Below are 20,652 nucleotides of genomic sequence, written 5' to 3'. Positions count from 1 at the left end.
ATTTTCGCATGTTTGTCACCTCTTTTATAGCTTCCCCCAGCTTTTGAATTTATTCCTAAATAAATGTACGGTATAGCGGAACCCTACTCATATTAACTAGTATTTAACAGCTGTAAAGTTATATCGAAAAAAATTTTTTCATTGTATCTAACTCACTATAATAATTCTTTGTTACAAAAATCGACAAATTCATTGACGTCCATGCTTAACTTTTGTACGATATGTAAGATTGAATGTAAAGGAGTTGTGGATTTCGTGAAGGAGTCCTTTAAAATAAAAAAAACATTAAATAACAATGTATTAATCGCTTCACATGACTCTTACGGAGAAGTGGTTTTAATCGGTAAAGGTATAAGTTTTGGTAAGAAGAATGGTGACATTATTCAAGAGCAGAGCTATGAAAAAATGTTTGTGCTTACAAACCAAAAAGAACAAGAGCAATATAAAATGTTATTATCAGACATTGACGAAGACATGCTCGAAGTTGTTCAAGATGCTATTCGGTATATTTTTGAGCGAGTGGAAAAGCCACTTAATGAACATATCCATATCGCACTTACCGATCACATAACTTTTGCTTTAAAGCGTTTGCAACAAGGGATGGATTTGAAAAATCCCTTTTTGTTAGAAACGAAATCTCTTTATCCTTTTGAATATGAGCTGGCAACAGAAGTTATACAGTTTTTAAATAAGTCGTTATCTGTTGACTTGCCGGAAGGTGAAATAGGTTTTATTGCTCTTCATATTCATAGCTCCATTTCTAATAAACCATTATCTGAAGTCAATCAATATTCACAATTAATAAGCCGTTTAACTGAGGTTATTGAGGATTCACTTAAGGTGAAAGTGGACCGGGACAGTGTGAATTATCTAAGATTAATTCGTCATCTTCGTTACACGATAGAAAGAGTTAACGCTGGTGAAACTGTATCAGAACCAGAAAAATTATCTTTTTTGTTGAAAAAGGAATATCCCTTATGCTACAATACTTCTTGGAAAATGATAAAAGTGATGCAACAGGTGTTACAAAAACCTGTTTATGAAGCTGAAGCAGTTTATTTAACAATGCACTTATACCGCTTAACAAATATATAATTGTAACCGATATTATTCACGTGTTACTGATTCGATCAGGCATGAGTGAACAAAGTGTTTTTATTTGCTATTTTGGGGAACTATACCTAATAGCTGATGAAAACCATGTTCACCATGCCTTTTTTGTATTTGATACCTCACTGTAGGGAGATTGTAAACGGTTAATATTAAGGGTGTTTTTGGCTTCAAGAGACTTTTATTAAGCAAATATGTAATGAAATAGGAGGTTGTTTTATGTTTAAAAATGCATTTGGCGTCCTGCAAAAAGTTGGACGTGCCCTAATGTTACCAGTTGCATTACTACCTGCTGCTGGATTATTACTTGCATTAGGTAATGCGCTCCAAAATCCAACACTAACTGATTTAGCTCCATTCTTAACAGCTGATTGGGTTGTGTTAATTGCGAGTGTAATGGAAAACGCGGGGAATATTGTATTCTCAAATCTCCCAGTATTATTTGCCGTTGGGGTTGCCATCGGTCTAGCTAACGGAGATGGAGTTGCGGGTATCGCAGCGTTAATTGGTTACTTAATAATGAATATTACCATGAGCAGTATTCTAAAAGGAGTAGGGACTATTCCAGAAGGTGGACAGGAACTTACCGACTTTTTAGCTAATAATGGAGCTGCTTACGGAAATGTTTTAGGTATACCAACCCTTCAAACAGGGGTATTTGGAGGTATTATTGTTGGTATTATTGCTGCTGCAATGTACAATCGTTTCTTTACAATTGAATTACCTTCATATTTAGGATTCTTTGCAGGAAAACGATTTGTTCCAATTGTAACTGCTGCCTCTACAGTACTATTAGGGATCGCGATGTACTTTGTATGGCCTCCGATTCAAACAGGGTTGAATGCATTCTCAACAAATCTTTTAGACGCAAATAGAACATTGGCTGCCCTTATTTTCGGGATCATCGAGCGTTCACTAATTCCATTTGGTTTACACCATATTTTCTATTCACCATTTTGGTTTGAATTCGGCAGTTATGTGAATGCTGCTGGTGAGACTGTTCGTGGTGACCAAACAATATTCTTTGCGCAAATTCGTGACGGAGTTCAAGACTTAACAGCAGGTACATTCATGACAGGTAAATTCCCATTCATGATGTTCGGTTTACCGGCTGCTGCTCTTGCAATATATCATGAAGCAAAACCAGAAAACAAAAAGGTTGTTGCAGGTTTGATGGGCTCAGCTGCATTAACTTCTTTCTTAACTGGTATTACAGAACCACTTGAATTCTCTTTCTTATTCGTTGCACCAGTGTTATTTGGTATCCATGCTTTATTTGCTGGGTTATCATTTATGGTTATGCACATCCTTGATGTAAAAATTGGGATGACGTTCTCCGGAGGATTAATTGACTTTTTACTATTCGGTGTATTAAATCCTCAAACAAACTGGTGGTATGTAATTCCAGTAGGGTTGGTACTAGCAGTCATTTATTATTTTGGGTTCCGTTTTGCCATCCGTAAATGGAATCTTGCCACACCTGGTCGTGAAGCGGCAGATGTCGAGACTTCTGATCAAGGTCAAGTAAAACCATCTACTGGTGATTTGCCATCACAAGTTTTAGAGTCTTTAGGCGGATCAGGAAATATAAAACACTTAGATGCTTGTATTACTCGTTTACGTGTAACAGTTAATGATAGTAAAAACGTTGATAAGGATCGCCTGAAAAAATTAGGTGCTTCAGGTGTACTTGAAGTTGGTAACAATATTCAAGCTATTTTTGGTCCTAAATCGGACAACTTAAAAACTCAAATCCAAGACGTTATGTCCGGGAAACGTCCAAAAGCAACAGGAACACATTCACAAGAACAGGAAGTTCAGGAGCAAGTGGAAGATGTGGTTGCTGACGGAATTAAAAATGAAGTTGTTAATGAAACATTTGTAGCGCCACTTACTGGAGAAATAAAAGAAATTACAGAAGTTCCTGACCAAGTTTTCTCTGGGAAAATGATGGGTGATGGTTTTGCTATCTTACCTTCAAATGGAACGGTTGTTTCACCTGTAAATGGTAAAATTCTAAATGTATTCCCAACTAAACACGCAATTGGGATTCAATCTGATGGTGGGAAAGAAATACTAATCCACTTTGGTATCGATACAGTGAACTTAAAAGGTGAAGGTTTTGAAGCGTTTGTTCAGGAAGGTGACGTTGTAGAACAAGGTCAAAAAATTCTTGAAGTAAATCTTGATTTTGTAAAGAGTAATGCACCATCTGTAATGACACCAATCGTATTTACAAACCTAAAAGATGGTCAATCAATTAAGCTTCAAGCCCAAGGTAATGTAACGGCAAAAGATGCTGATGTTATTTCAATTGAAGATTAATTTGATTAAAAAAGATGCCACACTTGTCATTTGACTAGTGTGGCTGATAAAATAAAAACTTGAAAAAATGTTGAATTTTAAAGGAGATTGATGAAAATGGCAGAAAGAACATTCACAGTAACAGCAGATTCAGGAATTCACGCACGTCCGGCAACAGTTTTAGTACAGGCTGCTAGCAAATACGATTCAGATGTTAACTTAGAATATAATGGTAAAAGTGTTAACTTAAAATCAATTATGGGTGTTATGTCTTTAGGTATTCCAAAAGGATCTCAAATTAAAATTATTGCTGCTGGTTCAGATGCGGAAGAGGCAGTTGCAGGATTAGCAGAAACATTTAAAAATGAAGGGCTAGGCGAATAATGAGTACTAACCTTAAAGGGATTGGAGCTTCTGCAGGTATTGCAATTGCAAAGGCATACCGCTTAGAAGAACCAGAATTAAAGATAGAACAAAAAACTGTAACAGATAAAGAAGCAGAGAAAAGCAGATTTGAAGCGGCAATTGCTACATCAAAATCTGAGCTTGAAAAAATTAAAGAGCATGCTAACCGTGAATTAGGTGCAGATAAAGCAGAGATTTTTGCTGCTCACTTATTAGTTTTAAGTGATCCCGAGTTATTAAATCCTGTAAAGGATAAAATTGATACAGATGGTGTAAATGCAGAATCTGCTATGAAAGAAACAGCAGACATGTTCGTTTCAATGTTTGAATCAATGGACAATGAATATATGAAGGAGCGCGCAGCAGATATCCGTGATGTAACAAAACGTGTTATCGCTCATTTGTTAGGTGTTCAGATTCCTAATCCTAGCTTAATTTCAGAAGAAGTTGTGATCATTGCTGAAGATTTAACACCTTCTGACACAGCTCAGTTAAACCGTCAATTTGTAAAAGGTTTTACAACTGACATTGGTGGTCGTACATCACATTCAGCTATTATGGCAAGATCAATGGAAATTCCTGCGGTTGTTGGTACGAAGCAGGCAACTTCTTCTATTGAGAATGGCGTAATGGTTATTGTAGATGGGCTTGATGGTGATGTCATTATCAATCCATCATCAGATGTAATTGCACAATACGAAGAGAAAAAAGCAAAATTCGAAGCCCAAAAAGCTGAATGGGCAAAGCTTGTTAACGAACCGACTATTTCAAAAGATGGTCAACACGTTGAGCTTGCAGCAAACATCGGAACTCCTGATGATGTAAAAGGTGTATTAGAAAACGGTGGAGAAGGAGTAGGACTTTATCGTACTGAATTCTTATACATGGGAAGAGATCAACTTCCAACTGAAGAGGAGCAATACGAAGCATACAAAACAGTTCTTGAAAGAATGGGAGATAAGCCGGTTGTTGTTCGTACGTTAGACATCGGTGGCGACAAAGAATTACCATACTTACATCTTCCTAAAGAAATGAACCCATTCTTAGGCTTTAGAGCAATTCGTTTATGCTTAGAGGAACAAGATATCTTCCGTACTCAATTACGTGCGCTACTACGTGCTAGCAGCTACGGAAACTTAAAAATCATGTTCCCTATGATTGCGACGCTATCTGAATTTAGAGAAGCAAAAGCCATTCTTTTAGAGGAAAAAGAAAAGCTGGTTGCAAGTGGAGTTCAAGTATCTGATTCAATTGAAATTGGTATCATGGTTGAAATTCCTTCAACTGCCGTTATGGCAAGCCAATTTGCAAAAGAAGTAGACTTCTTCAGTATCGGAACAAATGATTTAATTCAGTACACAATGGCAGCCGATCGTATGAACGAGCGTGTCTCATACTTATACCAACCATATAGTCCTGCAATTTTACGTCTTGTTTCAATGGTTATTGAAGCTGCTCATAAAGAAGGGAAATGGGCTGGTATGTGTGGTGAGATGGCAGGCGATCCAATCGCAATTCCTTTATTACTTGGACTAGGTCTTGATGAATTCTCTATGAGTGCAACATCAATACTTCCGGCACGTACACAAATTAAAGGATTATCAAAAGAACAAGCTCAAAGCATTAAAGAAACTGTATTATCTATGGATACTACAGAAGAAGTTATAGCATTTGTAAAAGAAACATTTCAAATAGATTAATGTCTAAAGAAGGACGGGCTGAAAATGCCTGTCCTTTTTGCGTATTTATATATCAAAAGGGAAAACTACCTTTATCAAATGAAGGAAGGTGCTATAATGAATAATTTTAGAGTAGGGGAAGAGGTTTATGTCATTTACAGAAATCCCCATGCTGTCAATGTAGCGAATATTGAAAAAGCAGAGATAGTAGAACATCCTCATAACAACAAAAAGCTTGCTCTGTTTCTTCATGATGCATACCATCCGCTTACAGAGGATGATGCTGTTTTTTCCAGGTTTGAAGACGCAGAGGAATTGTATAACCAATTATTCGATTATGAAACGTATGATTAAATAGGAAATTATTTTTAAGACTAAGGGTGGAACGAAATGCAAATTTTAATGATGTATAGTTCTTTCTAGTGACTTTTAACAAAGGAAGGTACAATCATGATTAAACCGTTTGTTCCACAATTAGTTTATATAGAACCAAGAGCTTTGGAATATCCCCGTGGTGTTGAATTGAAAGAAAAATTTGAGAAGATGGGATTGGAAATTCGGGAAACGACTTCACATAACCAGGTTCGTAATATACCTGGTAAGAATCACTTACAACAATATAGGAATGCAAAATCAACTCTTGTCGTTGGGGTAAGAAAGACATTGGAATTTGATAGCTCAAAACCTTCAGCAGAATATGCCATTCCATTAGCCACTGGCTGTATGGGGCATTGTCATTATTGTTACTTACAAACAACAATGGGAAGTAAACCGTATATTCGCACATATGTAAATGTAGATGAAATCCTTGAACAAGCTCAAAATTATATGGAGGAGCGATCACCTGAAGTCACACGATTTGAAGCTTCGTGTACATCAGATATAGTCGGAATTGACCACCTTACACATTCACTAAAGTCTGCCATCGAATTTTTTGGACAAACCGATATGGGAAGACTTAGATTTGTGACGAAGTTTCATCATGTAGACCATCTGTTAGATGCAAAACATAATGGCAAAACCAGATTTCGTTTTAGTATAAATGCTGACTATGTTATTAAAAATTTTGAACCTGGAACATCGCCGCTGGATATGCGTATTGAAGCTGCTGTGAAAGTAGCAAAAGCCGGATATCCCTTAGGGTTTATAGTTGCTCCAATATATGTTCACGAAGGATGGCAAGAAGGATACAAAGTGTTATTTGAAAAACTCGATACTTCCCTGCCAAAAGAGGTTCGAGATGATATCACGTTTGAGATGATTCAGCATCGTTTCACTAAACCGGCTAAAAGAGTGATACAAAAAAATTATCCTAAAACAAAGCTGGAGTTAAAAGAAGAGGAGAGAAGATATAAATGGGGCAGGTATGGAATCGGAAAATATATTTACCCAAAAGATCAGGAGCAGGAACTTCGAGAAACACTTGAAGATTATGTTGATCATTATTTTCCTACAGCAAAAGTTGAATATTTTACGTAAAGCCTATACTCTCATCAAAAGATGGGAGTTTTTGTTTAATCTTTAACGGGCAGTACATCATCTACTGAAGGAAGTAGTCTCACTTTATCACTCAATACATGAAATGATAAAATAAATTTATTATACATAAGAGGTGAAAAAAATGGATCTTAATCTAAAAGGTAAAAATGCCTTAGTAATCGCTTCGAGCCAAGGTTTAGGTAAGGCAATAGCTGAAAAATTGTTTGAGCAAGGCGCTAATGTCATGATATCCAGCCGTGACCAGGCAAAATTGGAGAAGATAAAAGCAGAGCTTGAAAGTAAAAAAAGTCATGCTCGTATCATTTATCAAACATGTGATATCAAAAACAAGCTGGAAATCGAAAAACTGGTTGCAAAAACAGTTACCGATCTGGGATCCATTGATCTTTTAGTTAATAATGCGGGAGGGCCACCTGCAGGTACATTTGAGGAAATGACAGATGAAGATTGGCAGCATTCGTTTGAATTAAACCTTCTTAGTTATATTCGGATAATTAGAGCGGTTTTACCTCACATGAAACAGAATGGTGGCAAAATTGTCAATATCGCCTCTTCATCAGTAAAAGAGCCTATTCCCGGTCTTATTTTATCAAATACATTTCGAACTGGGATAATTGGTTTATCTAAAACATTGGCTTCAGAACTTGCTCCATATCAAATACTAATAAATACGGTGGCACCAGGCCGAATTGCAACAGACCGGGTAGCGTTTCTAGATGAAACAGCAGCAAAAAATAATGGGGTTTCAAAAGAGGAAATAGAAGATAAAATGAGACAAACGATTCCTTTGGGAAGATATGGTTTACCAGAGGAATTCGCAAATTATGTTGCATTTCTTTTGTCTGATCATAATAGTTTTATGACTGGTCAAACCTTCTTAATTGATGGAGGTATGGTGAATTCAATTTAACTTTTTGGAATCAACCCTCACAAAACAAGTTACAGAGTAAAAAAATTAAGGAGGAGTTACTGATGAAACAAAAGGTTGGATTTATTGGATTAGGTGTTATGGGGCAAAGCATGGCTAAACATATATTACAGGCAGGTTATCCTCTAAGTGTTTATACAAGAACAAAGAAAAAAGCTGAAGATCTTATAAATTTAGGGGCCGTTTGGATAGATTCTATTAGTGGATTGGCTAATGAATGTGAAGTCATTATTACCATGATTGGCTACCCAAAAGATGTGGAAGAAGTATATTTGGGAGAAAATGGGATTGTTTCCTCAGCAAAACCTGGTACATATATTATCGATATGACAACCTCACAACCTTCGTTAGCTAAAACGATATATGAACAAGCTAAATTAAAAGATCTATATTCTCTCGACGCCCCTGTATCTGGAGGAGATATAGGAGCTAAAGAAGCGCGGTTAACGATTATGGTTGGCGGTGATAAAGAAGCTTTTGATACCTGTCTTCCTCTATTTGAAAAGATGGGGCAAAACATTGTCTATCAAGGAGAAGCTGGATCTGGTCAACATACAAAAATGTGTAACCAAATTGCTATCGCTTCAGGTATGATCGGTGTTTGTGAGGCTATTTCTTACGCGAAAAAATCAGGACTGAAACCTGAAAATGTACTGAAAAGTATTACAACAGGTGCAGCAGGAAGTTGGTCATTGAGCAATCTCGCACCACGTATGTTGGCAGATGATTTTGAACCTGGTTTCTTTATCAAGCACTTTATAAAAGATATGGGCATTGCACTTGATGAATCAAATACAATGAACCTTTATACTCCTGGATTGGATCTTGCACATCAATTGTACGAGAAACTGGCTGAAGCTGGTTTTGAAGATAAAGGTACACAAGCTTTAGTGAAATTATGGGAAGAAATTTGAAGAAAAAACACAAATAGTATCATTTTATGAAACTTTTCATATAATAATGTCGTCTAAACATATGAGGTTGTCCAAAAAATGGACAGCCTTTTATATTCATTTCACTTTTTGTCTTTCACATGAATGTCATAAAGCAATCTATCTCTTCGTGCTTTTTAGTGGTAAAATAAAGGGTAGCCTAATTTTACAAATCATTTTTTTATATAGAAAAAACATTAGATAGGAGGGAGTTCTTTGACAGAACAAAACACAAGTAAATCCGAACAGCGAAAGCTGAGAAAATCAAGGTACATAAGGACCAATGTGTTCTTTTTTGTTGTTTTCCTGTTATTTGTTGCTTTAATTGTTCGATTAGGAGTCGTTCAAATTGTTCAAGGGGAAGAATTTTCGAAGGAAGTTTCAAAGACTGAATCAGATTACGCAAGTCTGCCTGCTCCGCGGGGGAAAATGTATGATAGGTACAATCGTGTTGTTGTTGATAACAAAAGGGTGCCGGCGATTACCTATACCGTTGATAAGACGACTAAAGCAGAAGACAAAATCAATACGGCTGTTAAGCTTGCAGAGTATATTAGCTATGAGCCCGAATACTTAGAAGAAGAGCTTAAAGAACGAGATATTCGTGATTTTTGGTTAGCTTCAAATCCAACAAAAGCAAAGGAATTATTAACCGAAAGTGAATTGGAGCTAAAACCATCTGAAACCTATAAGCTACAAGTAGAACGTGTTCCGAAAGCTGAAATTAATAAAATAGAGAACAGCTTGGAAGATATGGAGTTAGCTTATATTTACACACGTTTTTCGTCAGGCTACCAATATGAACCACAAGTTGTAAAATCGCTAAATTTAACAGATGATGAGGTTGCGCTTGTTGCTGAACATTTAGAACAGCTTCCTGGAGTTGATGTTATTACGGACTGGGGACGTGAATACCCATATGCTTCCTTACAAACGATTTTCGGTGGAGTAACTTCAGCTGAACAGGGTATTCTTCAATCACGTCAGGATTATTACAATGCAAGAGGATATGCAAGAAATGAACGTGTAGGAAAAAGTTATCTTGAATATCAATATGAAGATTATCTAAATCCTAAAAAAGCAAAAATTGAATATATTTCCGATAATAATGGGAATATTGTTTCCGAACAAGTTGTTGAAGAAGGACAACGTGGATATGATTTAAAGCTTTCATTTGATATGGAATTGCAGATGGAAGTAGAAAAAATCATTGAAGAAGAGCTCCGCAAAGCCAGTAGAAGTCACTTTCTAATGGATCGGGCGTTTGTCGTGATGATGGATCCGTATCAAGGTGATGTATTAGCAATGGCTGGAAAGATGCTTGATCCCGAAGACCGAAGTGGAGAAATGCTTGACTTTGCTTATGGAGCCTTTGCTACTCAGTATGAGGCAGGGTCAACTGTTAAGGGAGCAACAGTGCTAGCTGGTTATCAAAATGGATTGCCTATTGGGCAAGGGTTTTATGATACAAAGCTATATTTTAAAGGAACTCCACCAAAGGGCTCGTATAGTAATCTAGGATATATGACCGATTTGACTGCTTTACAACGTTCATCAAATGTATATATGTTTCGTGTTGCTTTAGATATAGCTGGTGTAAACTATGTTAAAAACGGACCATTAAATGTTTCTACTGAAGACTTCCAAAAGCTTCGTAATTATTTTTCACAATTTGGCTTAGGTGTTCCGACGGGTATCGATTTGCCACAGGAATCAGCGGGCTTAATAAGTACTCCTGATGCTGCCGGTAAGCTTCTGGACATTGCGATTGGACAGTTCGATACGTATACACCGCTTCAATTGGCCCAATATGTGTCTGTTATCGCAAACGGGGGTTCACGTATTCAACCAAGAATCGTTACAAGTATCCATACTCCTGTTGAAGAATCGACACTAGGACCAATTGCAGTAGATAAGTCTCCAACAGTACTAAATCGTGTAAACAATACCTCTGAAGAGATTGAACGTGTTCAACAAGGGTTTAAAATGGTTGTTCAATCAGCTCGCGGTACTGCTTCAAGATACATTGAGTATGATGCAGCAGGTAAAACTGGAACATCACAGACAAATTACTATGGACCTAGACGTGAATATTGGGGAAAGAAAACAAATAATTTGAATTTTGTGGGTTATTATCCAGCTGATAATCCAGAAATAGCCTTTAGTGTTGTTGTACCATGGGCAAGTAATGACACAGATCCTGTAAACAAACACATAGCTAACAAAATTATTAAGGCTTATATAGACCTACAAAAGAAATATGTCACCACTACCGAAATTGATCCGGAAAAAATAGCAAAAGAAGAGGAATAATCCCCTCTTCTTTTGCTATTTATGGAAATTTATTTATCACATAATTCATTCTTCCTATCGCAAAATAAGGTTAATCGTGTGAAAGGAGTGAAGAAAAATGGCAAAACGAACGAAAAAAAATGATCCACAACAAAAAAATAAAAAAGGCTTTGATTCCAGTGTACTTGATTCGGAATTCAGCCATGAATTTGGTAGTGCTGCTGCAAATAAAATTCATAAAGATAAAGCTAAAAAAGAAAAAGCGTCAAAAAATAACGGGGAATATAAAGGCTAAAAACTTGGCGAAAAGCCAAGTTTTTTCTTATGATCTTTGCAAAAAAAGAATAGAATAATGAAATTTGATAGATTGACAAACTTACAGAACAATGTAAACTTATTTTAAAGAAACATACGGGTCCAAAAAAGGATTTTTTACTATAGAAGTAGAATTATTTAGGTTAAATAATCGAGACGTTTGTTCGTTATATAAAACTTATGAACTAGTATAGAGGTCACGAAAAAGGTGGGAGAACGAATGGAAAGAGGCTTAGTACGTCAAGAGGAAGTGAGTCAGTCTTTAGAACTTTATGCTGTTGTCTCTTCAAATGGCCGCTTTCAATATATTTCATCCAATTCATTAGAATTACTGGGCTATTCAAGTTCTGAACTGATCGGTAAGTACATGAAGGAATTTTTACATATTGAGGATTTATTTTTAGTTGAAAGTTACTTTTTTAATGAGCATCATCTTCATCCTTGTTCATTCCGGTTTTTTACTAAATCAGGTAAATATGTCTGGTTTGAAGCTGACCTTGACTTTATCCGCAGCAAAGTTAAAGGTGTTCAGCAGGAAATCATCCTCAAAATGAGATTATTAACCAAAGCAGCTACCTGTTTGACTGACCGTAAACAGAAAGACTTAACCAAATTGAATGATAAAGAATTTGTGAGCCAAGACCGTATACTACTGGAAGATTTGCCTACACCTGTTTTCATATCACAGAAGGGAAAGCTTTGTTTTGTCAATCAAGCATTTCAGGACTTATTAGGGGCAGCTTCAAAGGAACAACTAATTGGGAAACATACTTTTGATTTTACGGATAAAGGATATCATGATGTCATAAAAAATAGAGAATATCGATTATACAAAGGGGAGAAAATCGGTATTATTGAAGAAACTTGGCACACGTTAGATGGCCGTGAAATCAATCTTGAGATAATGGCCTCGCTAACGAAATATAAAGGGGCCTCAGCAGAGCTGGTAGTTATGAATGACATTTCCTCTAGAAGGAACTTTCAAAAGATTCTCCAAAAAAGTAGAGAAAGATATCAAAGGCTCATTGATAATTCAATCGACACAATAGCAGTTATTCATAAAGATAAATGGGTGTTTATGAATGAATCAGGTGTGAAGCTTTTTAAGGCAGAAGATTATCCAGATATGTTGGGACGAAATATTTATGAATATTTACATCCAAACGATCATCAGACAATGAGAAATTCTTTAAAACATATATTAGACGGAACGTCAGATGTACAACTAACAAAGCAATCATGGTTAATTTCAAAAGAAACAACCATTTATACGGAGATGGTATGCATTCCTACAACCTACTACGGGGAAAAGGCCGTTCAAGTGATTCTGCGTGATATTTCTTACCGAAAAAAAACAGAAGAGTTAATGATTAGATCTGAAAAATTATCTATTGCAGGGCAGTTGGCGGCAGGTATTGCACATGAAATTCGTAATCCATTAACATCCATCAAAGGATTTTTGCAAATCATGCAACCAGATATTTCTAATCATAGTCAATATTTTCATATCATTTTTTCAGAGCTCAATCGAATCGAAATGATATTAAGTGAGCTTCTTATGTTAGCAAAGCCACAGGAAACAAAATTTACCAAAACGGATTTGGTCACATTACTCAATGACGTTGCGATTCTACTAGAAACACAAGGGAATATGAATAATGTTTCAATCTTACAAGAGCATTCTTTCCCGGAATTGCAAATCAATTGCGATGAAAATCAATTAAAACAAGTATTTATTAATTTGTTTAAAAATGCAATAGATGCTATGCCTAAAGGAGGTAAAGTAAAAGTATTGACAGAGAAAATCAACCACTCTGTTAAAATTATTGTAAAGGATGAAGGAGAAGGGATTCCTCCTGAATTTCTTGAGAGAATAGGTGAACCTTTCTTAACGACGAAGGAAAAGGGAAATGGTTTAGGTTTAATGATTACATATAAAATAATTGAAAACCATAGCGGTAATATGTACGTGGAAAGTGAAGTAGGAAAAGGAAGTATATTTACAATTATATTGCCATGTGGATAAAATTTTTCGTTAAGCTGAAACAACGGCAAGTGCCGCTGTTTCAGAAAGTTAACGGTTGATTGAAAACGAACAAAAAAGATCATGACAGATTCGATACATAGTTTTCCATTCTGTCCATTGCTTTTTTTAATTGATCCATTGAGTAAGCGTATGATAGGCGTACGTATCCTTCTCCATACTCCGAAAAAGCACTGCCGGGTACTAAAGCAACTCCAGCATTTTTCACCAATGATAGTGCAAAATCAAACGACGATTGCTTGAATTGGCTAATATTGGGAAATAAATAAAATGCTCCATTCGGTTTTACTACATCGAATCCCATTCGAAATAATCGATCGTATACATAATCTAAACGTTCTTGGTATGAATGTTTCATTGCTTTAGCATCGTCCATTCCAATCGTTAAAGCTTCTAAGGCAGCTTTTTGAGATATAGATGTAGCGCAGGAAACATTGTACTGATGGACCTTTAATAGATGTTTGGCGATAGCTTCAGGAGCAAATACAAAGCCGACTCTCCATCCGGTCATACTATGCGACTTTGATAAGCCATTAATGACAATGGTTTGTTCCCATATATGTTTAGCGATAGAATGATGAGTTCCTTCATAGACTAATTCACTATATATTTCATCTGATAAAACAAAAATATCTTTTCCCCTGACAAGATCTGCTATTCCACTTAATTCTACATCAGTAAGTGTCACTCCGGTTGGGTTGGACGGGTAAGGAAGAACAATACATCTAGTCTTTTCTGTTATGTATGGTGCTAAAAGTTCGGCGGTTAACTTGAAGTCAGTTTTCGTTGTATCAACGTAGACTGGAGTTCCACCAGCGAGTTTTATTAGCGGTTCGTATCCAGGATATACGGGACTAGGTAAAATGACCTCGCTCCCTGTCTCAAGAATTGTACGGAACGCACAATCAATTGCTTGACTAGCACCAACCGTTGTAATAATTTCTTTAGCAGGTGAATAGGTTAAACCATATTTTTTATTCACAAATTGGCTAGCAGCTTCTCTTAACTCAATCAACCCAGCATTATGAGTATAAGTAGTGAAATTTTCATCAATTGCCTTCATTCCTGCAGCTTTTACATGCTCAGGGGTTGGAAAATCCGGTTGTCCAATTGTGAGAGATATAACATCTTCATAATCTGCTACAAGATTAAAGAACTTTCTAATACCTGAGAGTTCTATTTGTTTTACGTTAGAATTAACTAAATGCTCCATATATGAATCCTCCTAAAGATAGTGTGCAAGGTTGTATGATTGCTTTAAGGCTTGGCATTTTACTATAAATTAAACATATAGGAGTTATTTTACCATTTTTATTGGACATGTCACCTTTTTTTCTGATATTGATTATATGTGCTTAAACGTGTTTAGGTATGAAAATAAAAGGGTAAAGTGTAAAGGGTGTAAGAAAGAGATTTAAAGATAAGACATAGATAACTAACTATAAACCTCCATATTTAGAATGACCGACACAAAGGTGCTCTAAAGTACGAATCATTTATAAAAACGGGATTTTATAACTATTGAGGTGATAATGATGAGTGAAGAAAAAACATTATTAACCAAAGAAGAACAAGCGCTAATTGATAAGTTGGAAAATGAAATGCTATTTGCCCTTTCGAGCGCACATGTTAAATTTTATAAAAATGAAATACAAACGATTATTTCACAAGCAAAACGAAGACAAGCATTTTTAACAAAATATGCTTATGAACTATAAAAGGTTAAGGTTCTCATAACTATGAATCATGTAGAGGAGAACCTTTTTTTAGTGTGATAATTTACTGATTTCGAGGACAAGTTTTTTTCTGCTTTTTTATTAACTGTTGTAAGATCTTTAGAAATTTCAAGATCTGTTATAGGTTTAGCCGACTGTAGTCCGGATTTTGTTTTAATATTGTGCTTTGTCATGATAGGGCCCTCCTAATAAATATTGGGCCTTGCAAAATGACTATGTACAGATAAAGGTGATTATATTTTAATAATTTTTACTTCTGACTCAAAATGAAAAATCATGAAGGTTGCACATATGACAAGCCTTCATGATTTTGCTGTTAACAACTAAACGAGCGGATTTGATCAAGGTCAATTCCAAAGTAAACCCAACGATATTGACGTCTTCTCCAACGGTAACCTGCAACTGAATTACGACCTACAAATGTAGGATAATACCAAAAGGCACGACCATTATTTAAACGAATGTACGTATAGCGGAATAAACATCTACGGATTCCACCGGGATCAACTGCAAAAGTTCCTATTTGACTTTGGGATTGCACTGGCGGTATCTCACCAGGTGGTGGTCCTTGTGGGGGACCACCTTGACCAGGTCCTCCTTGAAAACCCGGTGGTCCAAATGGTGGTTGTTGATCAAAGCCGCCGCCAGGAGGTCCAAATGGCGGGAAACCGGGAGTTGTAAACTGACGATTGTATGGATACATGTGTAATTCTCCTCTCATAAAACCTTCACGTTTACAATATGCCAGTGACAAAAATAGGTGAATGTCCACATAGAGAGTGATTGGAAAATAGTGAATGAAGAAGCTCATTTTGCATGAGCTGCCCCATTCACGAGAACATTAACGAACAAGTGTCTCGACGGTTCTAGTTTGTAAATCCACCATATACCAGGCTTCACTTTTTTCACGATTACCTTCAAGAGAGTAGACATGTACTATATAATTCCCATCTTCAACATGATCGTATTGGACGATGGTATTCTTATCTCTTCTAACTCCAAGCTTCTCTTTTACTAATTCCTCTGCTTGTGTAGGATGAAGAGGGTCACGGTCATTATCATAATTTACTTCTTCTCTTGCTTCTAAAAGAAGATCATCATTTGTTTTGACCCGATTATTTCCAGTTTGTAATAATCCCTCTTCTTGCTTCTCACCTATAGCCTCATTCTCGTTCACATTGTTGCACGCTGTCATCATTAATAAAGTTAATAAGAATACGACATATCTTCTCATGTTTCACCTCTAATATACTTTTTTCACAGTATCTATATTTTGTGAAAAGGAATAAATTTTATACGAAAGATGATGTAGAGGTTAAAGGTAATGAAAAAAGACAGACAAGTGTCTGCCTTAATGAAGAGTATGAAAAACAAAATTAAATAAAAATAGCAAAGCGATAATATAGAGAGCTGGTTTTACTTCATCTTTTCTGTTTAAAATGACTTTTAATATAGGATACATAATAAAACCAAATGCCATACCATCTACGATACTGTATGTGAAAGGAATTAAAGCGATGATAAGAAAAGCTGGAAAGCTTTCACTAAAATCATGTAAATCAATGTGCTGGATATTTTGTATCATTAAACTACCAATTAAAATAAGAATTGGTGCAATAGCACTATCCGGGATTATTTTGATAATAGGTAAAAATAACAGAGAACTTAAAAAGAGCAAACCTGTTGTAATAGAAGTTAAACCCGTTCTTCCACCTGCAGTAATGCCAGCTGCAGTCTCAACCGTACTAACAGTTGGGCTCGATCCGAAAATGCCTGAAGTGATAGTAGATAAGGCATTAGCTTGAAAAGAACGTTTGTAGCGATCAGGGCGATTGATCATATGAACCTGACCAAATACTAACCCAATATTTTCAAAAACAATAACCATTGTTAAAGAAAAAGTAGCAGTCCAAAATGCAAGATCCACTATCCGGCTAAAAGACATGGCAAATAAGACATCCTTGTAGACAAGAAAAGCCTCATGTGGTTTTGTCGAAAAATCAACTTCCAGCAAACCAAAGCATGCAGCTAAAATTGTACCGGCAAAAATACTGATTAGAAAATTTCCAGGCACTTGTCTGGTAAATAAGCCAACCGTAATGAGTAAAGTTAAAAGTGTCACGATCACTCCGGGTTGGCTAAAGTCTCCTAAAGCAACAAAGGTATCACTATTAAGAACAACAATTCCACCCTTTTGCAATCCAATAAATGTTAAAAAGAAACCAATACCCACTGTAATTGCTTCTTTTAATGAAAGAGGAATAGATTCTGATATAATAACAGACAGCTTTGTAAAGGCAATTAGAGTAAAAAGAATCCCGGATACAAACACAACTGCTAAACCTTCTTGCCATGTTAGTCCCATTCCCATGACAATTGTATACGTAAAGAGAGCATTGACACCCATGCCTGGTACAAGGATGATCGGAGTGTTTCCAAAGAAACCCATAATAAGGCAACCTGCTATTGAAGTCAGAACTGTTGCAATAATCCCAGCCTCTAAAGGTATTCCCGCATCTGATAATATAGAAGCATTTACAACAACGATGTAGACAATCGTAAAAAAGGATACTGTCCCTGCAAGTATTTCCTTTTTTATAGTGGTATTGTTTTCATGTAATCGAAAAAACTTTTCCAATGTTACCCTTCCTTATGTGTGTAACCCTCAACCCAACCCGTAATTTGTATTCAAACAATTTACAAATGGATTATATCAGGAGTGTTACAACTTTGCATTATTTTTAATCTATGAAGTGTAAAAATTTCATACATTTACATGTAGGATGGCATTAAAATAATCGAAACATGTACATTTTAGCAGATTGTATAATTTGTTATGACCTTAGTTGGTGTAACAAATGCAAAAATCAAAAAGCTTAATGTAAAAAAAGATCAAACTTTATTTGTTTGCATGCTTTAGACAACCATAGCCATACATATATATGTGTAGAGCTTGGAGAGAAAGGGCGTGATGTCTCTGGCACGTAAGGTTTGGGGAGTAAATTCTACTAGCCCGGTTAATCAGGATTTCTTCAGTTGGGTAAGAAAAAATTTAGGCTTACCAAAATATTGGGGGAGATATCTTACAGAAATCCCCAATGTGTCAAGTGGTTTAACAAAAAAGGAAATGAACTTTCTTAGAAATAACGGAATTAAGATATTGCCAATATATAATATCATTAGTGAAGAAATAGGCTTCGAACATGCTCAAGTTGCAGGTAGAAATGCAGTATATCATGCAAGGAGGTTAGGTTTTCCAAAAGAAACAGTATTGTTTGCGAATCTAGAGAATTTACATAATGTCGATGCCTTATGGATACGTGGGTGGGCGGAAACCCTTATTCCATCAGGCTATAGAGCAGGATTTTATCATGATTCAGAAAAAGGAAGTTTTGCTCAGGCATTTTGCCAGGCAGTAAAAGATAATAATGACATTGCAACACAAACAATACTTTGGAGTGTTGAACCTGAAGCGGGAACTTCAACTGAAAGGAAGGCACCAAGATTTAATCCTGCAACTCCAACTTGCAGAGCCAATGTCTGGTTGTGGCAATATGGTCGAGATATGAATAAGGGTCAGATTGATACAAATTTAGCAGATGAAAGAATATTAAATTTCTTATATTGACAAAAAAGGGTGGAAGTTAAACAAAGCTTTATTTATAGAAATACTTGTACAAACTAGAATCTAAATGCCTTCTTTCCTATCAATCATATTATATGAAAAAGAGGCTATAATTTTTCAATAAAATGCCGATATAAAATATACAAATGTATCTTCATGGAAGGAAGTTTTATATGGATCAACAAAAAGGTATTTTACTTGAAAGTGGCACAAATGAGCTGGAAATAGTCGAATTTAGTATTGGACAAAGTAAGTTTGGTATTAACGTAATTAAAGTTAAAGAAATTATTCAGCCTGTACAAGTTACTAAAATTCCACATTCTCACCCAAATGTGGAAGGAATAATAGAAATCCGGGGAGAGATTCTTCCTGTGGTGGATGTAGCGAAAGCTCTGGGATACCCTCAAAGTGATAGACCATTAGAAGAAAAATATATTGTAACTGAATTTAATCAAACGAAATTGGTTTTTCATGTTCATTCTGTTACACAAATCCACCGTATCTCTTGGGAACATATTGAAAAACCATCTGGAATGTACCAGGGGTTAGAGAGTCAAATAACCGGAGTTGTAAAAATGAATGATCAAATGATATTACTATTGGATTTTGAAAAGATCGTTGTTGATATAAATCCGGATTCAGGGATTAACATTGAAAATGTGAAAAAATTAGGTGAAAGAGAGCGGTCTGAAAAGAAGCTTGTCGTGGCTGAAGATTCACCACTTCTTAGGAAGTTACTTCAGGAAACGTTAAATGAAGCAGGTTTTGTGCATATTGAGTTTTTTGAAAATGGCAAGGATGCCTTATCCTATTTAAATTCAATTGTAGAATCTGGGAAAGCGATTGAAGATGAAGTACAGCTTCTCATAACAGATGTTGAAATGCCGCAAATGGATGGACATCATCTAACTAAGCAAATTAAAGAAAATCAGTCCTTAAGTGTTCTCCCGGTTGTAATTTTTTCATCGTTAATTACAAATGACCTTCGTCATAAAGGACAAATGGTTGGGGCTAGTGCACAAATTAGCAAACCTGAAATAAATCTTCTTGTAGAGCAAATAGACAAACATATCCTATAATTGAAAGGCTATCATGTTGTAATATACATGATAGCCTTTTGTCAAAATATAAAAAATTTAGGGGTGGTAGATTATATGTGGAGAATAGCCACTTATAATAGGGCGTAATTCAAAAGTGTGGCTATTATTACCTGTAACTTTCACCTAATCTTTTAAACACGGGCTTTTCGTATGTACGTGTTTTTTTTGATTGAAAGGATTGAGCTTTTTCTTCTTTCATACCAACATAACCTTGTAAGAGAATTTTAGCCTTTGTTAAAGACATATGTGCTTTGGGATTTCGATAGGTTTTATTTAATGAACCTAAATGTGGAAGTTTATCGAAGTCATCTTTTGTAGGAGGCATATGAAAGTAATACTCTCCAGCTGAAACTAAAACATCTGATTGCTGTTTGCTAAATTTAGGATTGTTTGAAAAATGTAGTCCTTTTTTTACAGCTTTTCCCTCGTGGACAAGTTTCAATAATGCTTTCTTCTTTAATGCATAGAGAAATTTAGGGTTTGGCGCAGTTTTTGCATGTCTATTTACAACATAAATAGCACGGGCGAGGTTTTCTGTAGATTGTTGATGACTTGGATCGAGTCGATTATGATCCTCCATTGGTTCTCTCCTTTTCGTTTTACACTCTCATTTTATAACTTTCTTACTTAAATTATACTTAGTAAAGAGTAAAATGCAACAAGTTACGGTATTTATTTTGAA

The 20,652-nt window shown here is 35.8% G+C and carries 19 protein-coding genes and 1 pseudogene; 14 read left to right on the top strand and 6 right to left on the bottom strand.

What is annotated here, in order from left to right:
- Nucleotides 1-255 precede the first annotated feature (255 nt).
- From glcT to LC095_RS21945, 11 genes and pseudogenes are all read left to right on the top strand, one after another.
- The gene (glcT, locus tag LC095_RS21995) at nt 256-1,095 is read left to right on the top strand and encodes a glucose PTS transporter transcription antiterminator GlcT (protein ID WP_226530214.1); all 840 of its coding nucleotides are present in this window, start codon (nt 256-258) and stop codon (nt 1,093-1,095) included.
- 234 nt (nt 1,096-1,329) lie between these two features.
- The gene (ptsG, locus tag LC095_RS21990) at nt 1,330-3,435 is read left to right on the top strand and encodes a glucose-specific PTS transporter subunit IIBC (protein WP_226530213.1); all 2,106 of its coding nucleotides are present in this window, start codon (nt 1,330-1,332) and stop codon (nt 3,433-3,435) included.
- A gap of 96 nt (nt 3,436-3,531) precedes the next feature.
- Entirely contained in the window at nt 3,532-3,798 is a 267-nt protein-coding gene (locus LC095_RS21985) for a phosphocarrier protein HPr (protein ID WP_226530212.1), read from the top strand.
- On the top strand, nt 3,798-5,519 hold the full coding sequence (ptsP, locus tag LC095_RS21980; protein WP_226530211.1) for a phosphoenolpyruvate--protein phosphotransferase: 1,722 nt from the start codon (nt 3,798-3,800) through the stop codon (nt 5,517-5,519). The genes LC095_RS21985 and ptsP overlap by 1 nt, the downstream gene beginning before the upstream one ends.
- A gap of 96 nt (nt 5,520-5,615) precedes the next feature.
- The gene (locus LC095_RS21975; RefSeq protein WP_226530210.1) at nt 5,616-5,852 is read left to right on the top strand and encodes a transcriptional regulator SplA domain-containing protein; all 237 of its coding nucleotides are present in this window, start codon (nt 5,616-5,618) and stop codon (nt 5,850-5,852) included.
- 96 nt (nt 5,853-5,948) lie between these two features.
- Nucleotides 5,949-6,977, top strand: a complete 1,029-nt coding sequence (gene splB, locus LC095_RS21970; RefSeq protein WP_226530209.1) for a spore photoproduct lyase — start codon at nt 5,949-5,951, stop codon at nt 6,975-6,977.
- A gap of 142 nt (nt 6,978-7,119) precedes the next feature.
- A complete protein-coding gene (locus LC095_RS21965; RefSeq protein ID WP_226530208.1) occupies nt 7,120-7,908 on the top strand; it encodes an SDR family oxidoreductase in 789 nt (262 codons plus the stop codon).
- A 41-nt stretch (nt 7,909-7,949) separates the two neighbouring features.
- Nucleotides 7,950-8,840: pseudogene (locus LC095_RS21960) on the top strand (NAD(P)-dependent oxidoreductase); the annotation flags it as partial.
- Nucleotides 8,841-9,074: 234 nt separating this feature from the next.
- A complete protein-coding gene (locus LC095_RS21955) occupies nt 9,075-11,171 on the top strand; it encodes a peptidoglycan D,D-transpeptidase FtsI family protein (RefSeq protein WP_226530207.1) in 2,097 nt (698 codons plus the stop codon).
- A 97-nt stretch (nt 11,172-11,268) separates the two neighbouring features.
- Nucleotides 11,269-11,445, top strand: coding sequence for a hypothetical protein (locus LC095_RS21950; protein ID WP_226530206.1), 177 nt, complete (start codon nt 11,269-11,271; stop codon nt 11,443-11,445).
- Nucleotides 11,446-11,685: 240 nt separating this feature from the next.
- Nucleotides 11,686-13,491, top strand: coding sequence for a PAS domain S-box protein (locus LC095_RS21945; RefSeq protein ID WP_226530205.1), 1,806 nt, complete (start codon nt 11,686-11,688; stop codon nt 13,489-13,491).
- A 79-nt stretch (nt 13,492-13,570) separates the two neighbouring features.
- Here LC095_RS21945 and LC095_RS21940 read toward each other — a convergent pair whose 3' ends face one another.
- A complete protein-coding gene (locus LC095_RS21940; RefSeq protein ID WP_226530204.1) occupies nt 13,571-14,722 on the bottom strand; it encodes an aminotransferase A in 1,152 nt (383 codons plus the stop codon).
- Between the two features lie 322 nt (nt 14,723-15,044).
- On the opposite strand from LC095_RS21940, the gene LC095_RS21935 reads away from it, so the two are divergent.
- Nucleotides 15,045-15,227: a hypothetical protein gene (locus LC095_RS21935; RefSeq protein ID WP_078434543.1), complete on the top strand. Its 183-nt coding sequence runs from the start codon at nt 15,045-15,047 to the stop codon at nt 15,225-15,227.
- 26 nt (nt 15,228-15,253) lie between these two features.
- Here the strand turns inward: LC095_RS21935 and LC095_RS21930 are convergent, their stop codons facing one another.
- From LC095_RS21930 to LC095_RS21915, 4 genes are all read right to left on the bottom strand, one after another.
- On the bottom strand, nt 15,254-15,418 hold the full coding sequence (locus LC095_RS21930; protein ID WP_226530203.1) for a hypothetical protein: 165 nt from the start codon (nt 15,416-15,418) through the stop codon (nt 15,254-15,256).
- A 143-nt stretch (nt 15,419-15,561) separates the two neighbouring features.
- Nucleotides 15,562-15,948: a transporter gene (locus LC095_RS21925; protein ID WP_226530202.1), complete on the bottom strand. Its 387-nt coding sequence runs from the start codon at nt 15,946-15,948 to the stop codon at nt 15,562-15,564.
- Between the two features lie 138 nt (nt 15,949-16,086).
- Nucleotides 16,087-16,479 carry a hypothetical protein gene (locus tag LC095_RS21920; RefSeq protein WP_226530201.1) on the bottom strand — a complete coding sequence of 131 codons (393 nt, stop codon included), beginning with the start codon at nt 16,477-16,479 and terminating at the stop codon, nt 16,087-16,089.
- Between the two features lie 117 nt (nt 16,480-16,596).
- On the bottom strand, nt 16,597-17,883 hold the full coding sequence (locus tag LC095_RS21915) for an NCS2 family permease (RefSeq protein WP_226530200.1): 1,287 nt from the start codon (nt 17,881-17,883) through the stop codon (nt 16,597-16,599).
- Nucleotides 17,884-18,222: 339 nt separating this feature from the next.
- Here LC095_RS21915 and LC095_RS21910 point away from each other — a divergent pair, with 339 nt between their 5' ends.
- Together LC095_RS21910 and LC095_RS21905 are read left to right on the top strand one after the other, a co-directional pair.
- Entirely contained in the window at nt 18,223-18,873 is a 651-nt protein-coding gene (locus LC095_RS21910; protein ID WP_226530224.1) for a glycoside hydrolase domain-containing protein, read from the top strand.
- A gap of 170 nt (nt 18,874-19,043) precedes the next feature.
- The gene (locus LC095_RS21905; protein ID WP_226530199.1) at nt 19,044-19,949 is read left to right on the top strand and encodes a chemotaxis protein; all 906 of its coding nucleotides are present in this window, start codon (nt 19,044-19,046) and stop codon (nt 19,947-19,949) included.
- A 127-nt stretch (nt 19,950-20,076) separates the two neighbouring features.
- Here LC095_RS21905 and LC095_RS21900 read toward each other — a convergent pair whose 3' ends face one another.
- Nucleotides 20,077-20,550: a YkyB family protein gene (locus LC095_RS21900; RefSeq protein ID WP_226530198.1), complete on the bottom strand. Its 474-nt coding sequence runs from the start codon at nt 20,548-20,550 to the stop codon at nt 20,077-20,079.
- Nucleotides 20,551-20,652 lie beyond the last annotated feature (102 nt).

This window comes from Metabacillus niabensis, from assembly GCF_020524345.1.
Lineage (GTDB): Bacteria > Bacillota > Bacilli > Bacillales > Bacillaceae > Metabacillus > Metabacillus niabensis_B.
The sequence above is the reverse complement of the archived record's forward strand: the minus strand, read 5'-3'. Positions and strand labels throughout refer to the sequence as shown.

Bases quoted from the DNA above. Each gene is read 5' to 3' on its own strand.
- ptsG (WP_226530213.1), top strand. From the start codon at position 1,330: ATGTTTAAAAATGCATTTGGCGTCCTGCAAAAAGTTGGACGTGCCCTA.
- LC095_RS21985 (WP_226530212.1), top strand. From the start codon at position 3,532: ATGGCAGAAAGAACATTCACAGTAACAGCAGATTCAGGAATTCACGCA.
- ptsP (WP_226530211.1), top strand. From the start codon at position 3,798: ATGAGTACTAACCTTAAAGGGATTGGAGCTTCTGCAGGTATTGCAATT.
- LC095_RS21975 (WP_226530210.1), top strand. From the start codon at position 5,616: ATGAATAATTTTAGAGTAGGGGAAGAGGTTTATGTCATTTACAGAAAT.
- splB (WP_226530209.1), top strand. From the start codon at position 5,949: ATGATTAAACCGTTTGTTCCACAATTAGTTTATATAGAACCAAGAGCT.
- LC095_RS21965 (WP_226530208.1), top strand. From the start codon at position 7,120: ATGGATCTTAATCTAAAAGGTAAAAATGCCTTAGTAATCGCTTCGAGC.
- LC095_RS21950 (WP_226530206.1), top strand. From the start codon at position 11,269: ATGGCAAAACGAACGAAAAAAAATGATCCACAACAAAAAAATAAAAAA.
- LC095_RS21945 (WP_226530205.1), top strand. From the start codon at position 11,686: ATGGAAAGAGGCTTAGTACGTCAAGAGGAAGTGAGTCAGTCTTTAGAA.
- LC095_RS21940 (WP_226530204.1), bottom strand. From the start codon at position 14,722: ATGGAGCATTTAGTTAATTCTAACGTAAAACAAATAGAACTCTCAGGT.
- LC095_RS21935 (WP_078434543.1), top strand. From the start codon at position 15,045: ATGAGTGAAGAAAAAACATTATTAACCAAAGAAGAACAAGCGCTAATT.
- LC095_RS21930 (WP_226530203.1), bottom strand. From the start codon at position 15,418: ATGACAAAGCACAATATTAAAACAAAATCCGGACTACAGTCGGCTAAA.
- LC095_RS21925 (WP_226530202.1), bottom strand. From the start codon at position 15,948: ATGTATCCATACAATCGTCAGTTTACAACTCCCGGTTTCCCGCCATTT.
- LC095_RS21920 (WP_226530201.1), bottom strand. From the start codon at position 16,479: ATGAGAAGATATGTCGTATTCTTATTAACTTTATTAATGATGACAGCG.
- LC095_RS21905 (WP_226530199.1), top strand. From the start codon at position 19,044: ATGGATCAACAAAAAGGTATTTTACTTGAAAGTGGCACAAATGAGCTG.
- LC095_RS21900 (WP_226530198.1), bottom strand. From the start codon at position 20,550: ATGGAGGATCATAATCGACTCGATCCAAGTCATCAACAATCTACAGAA.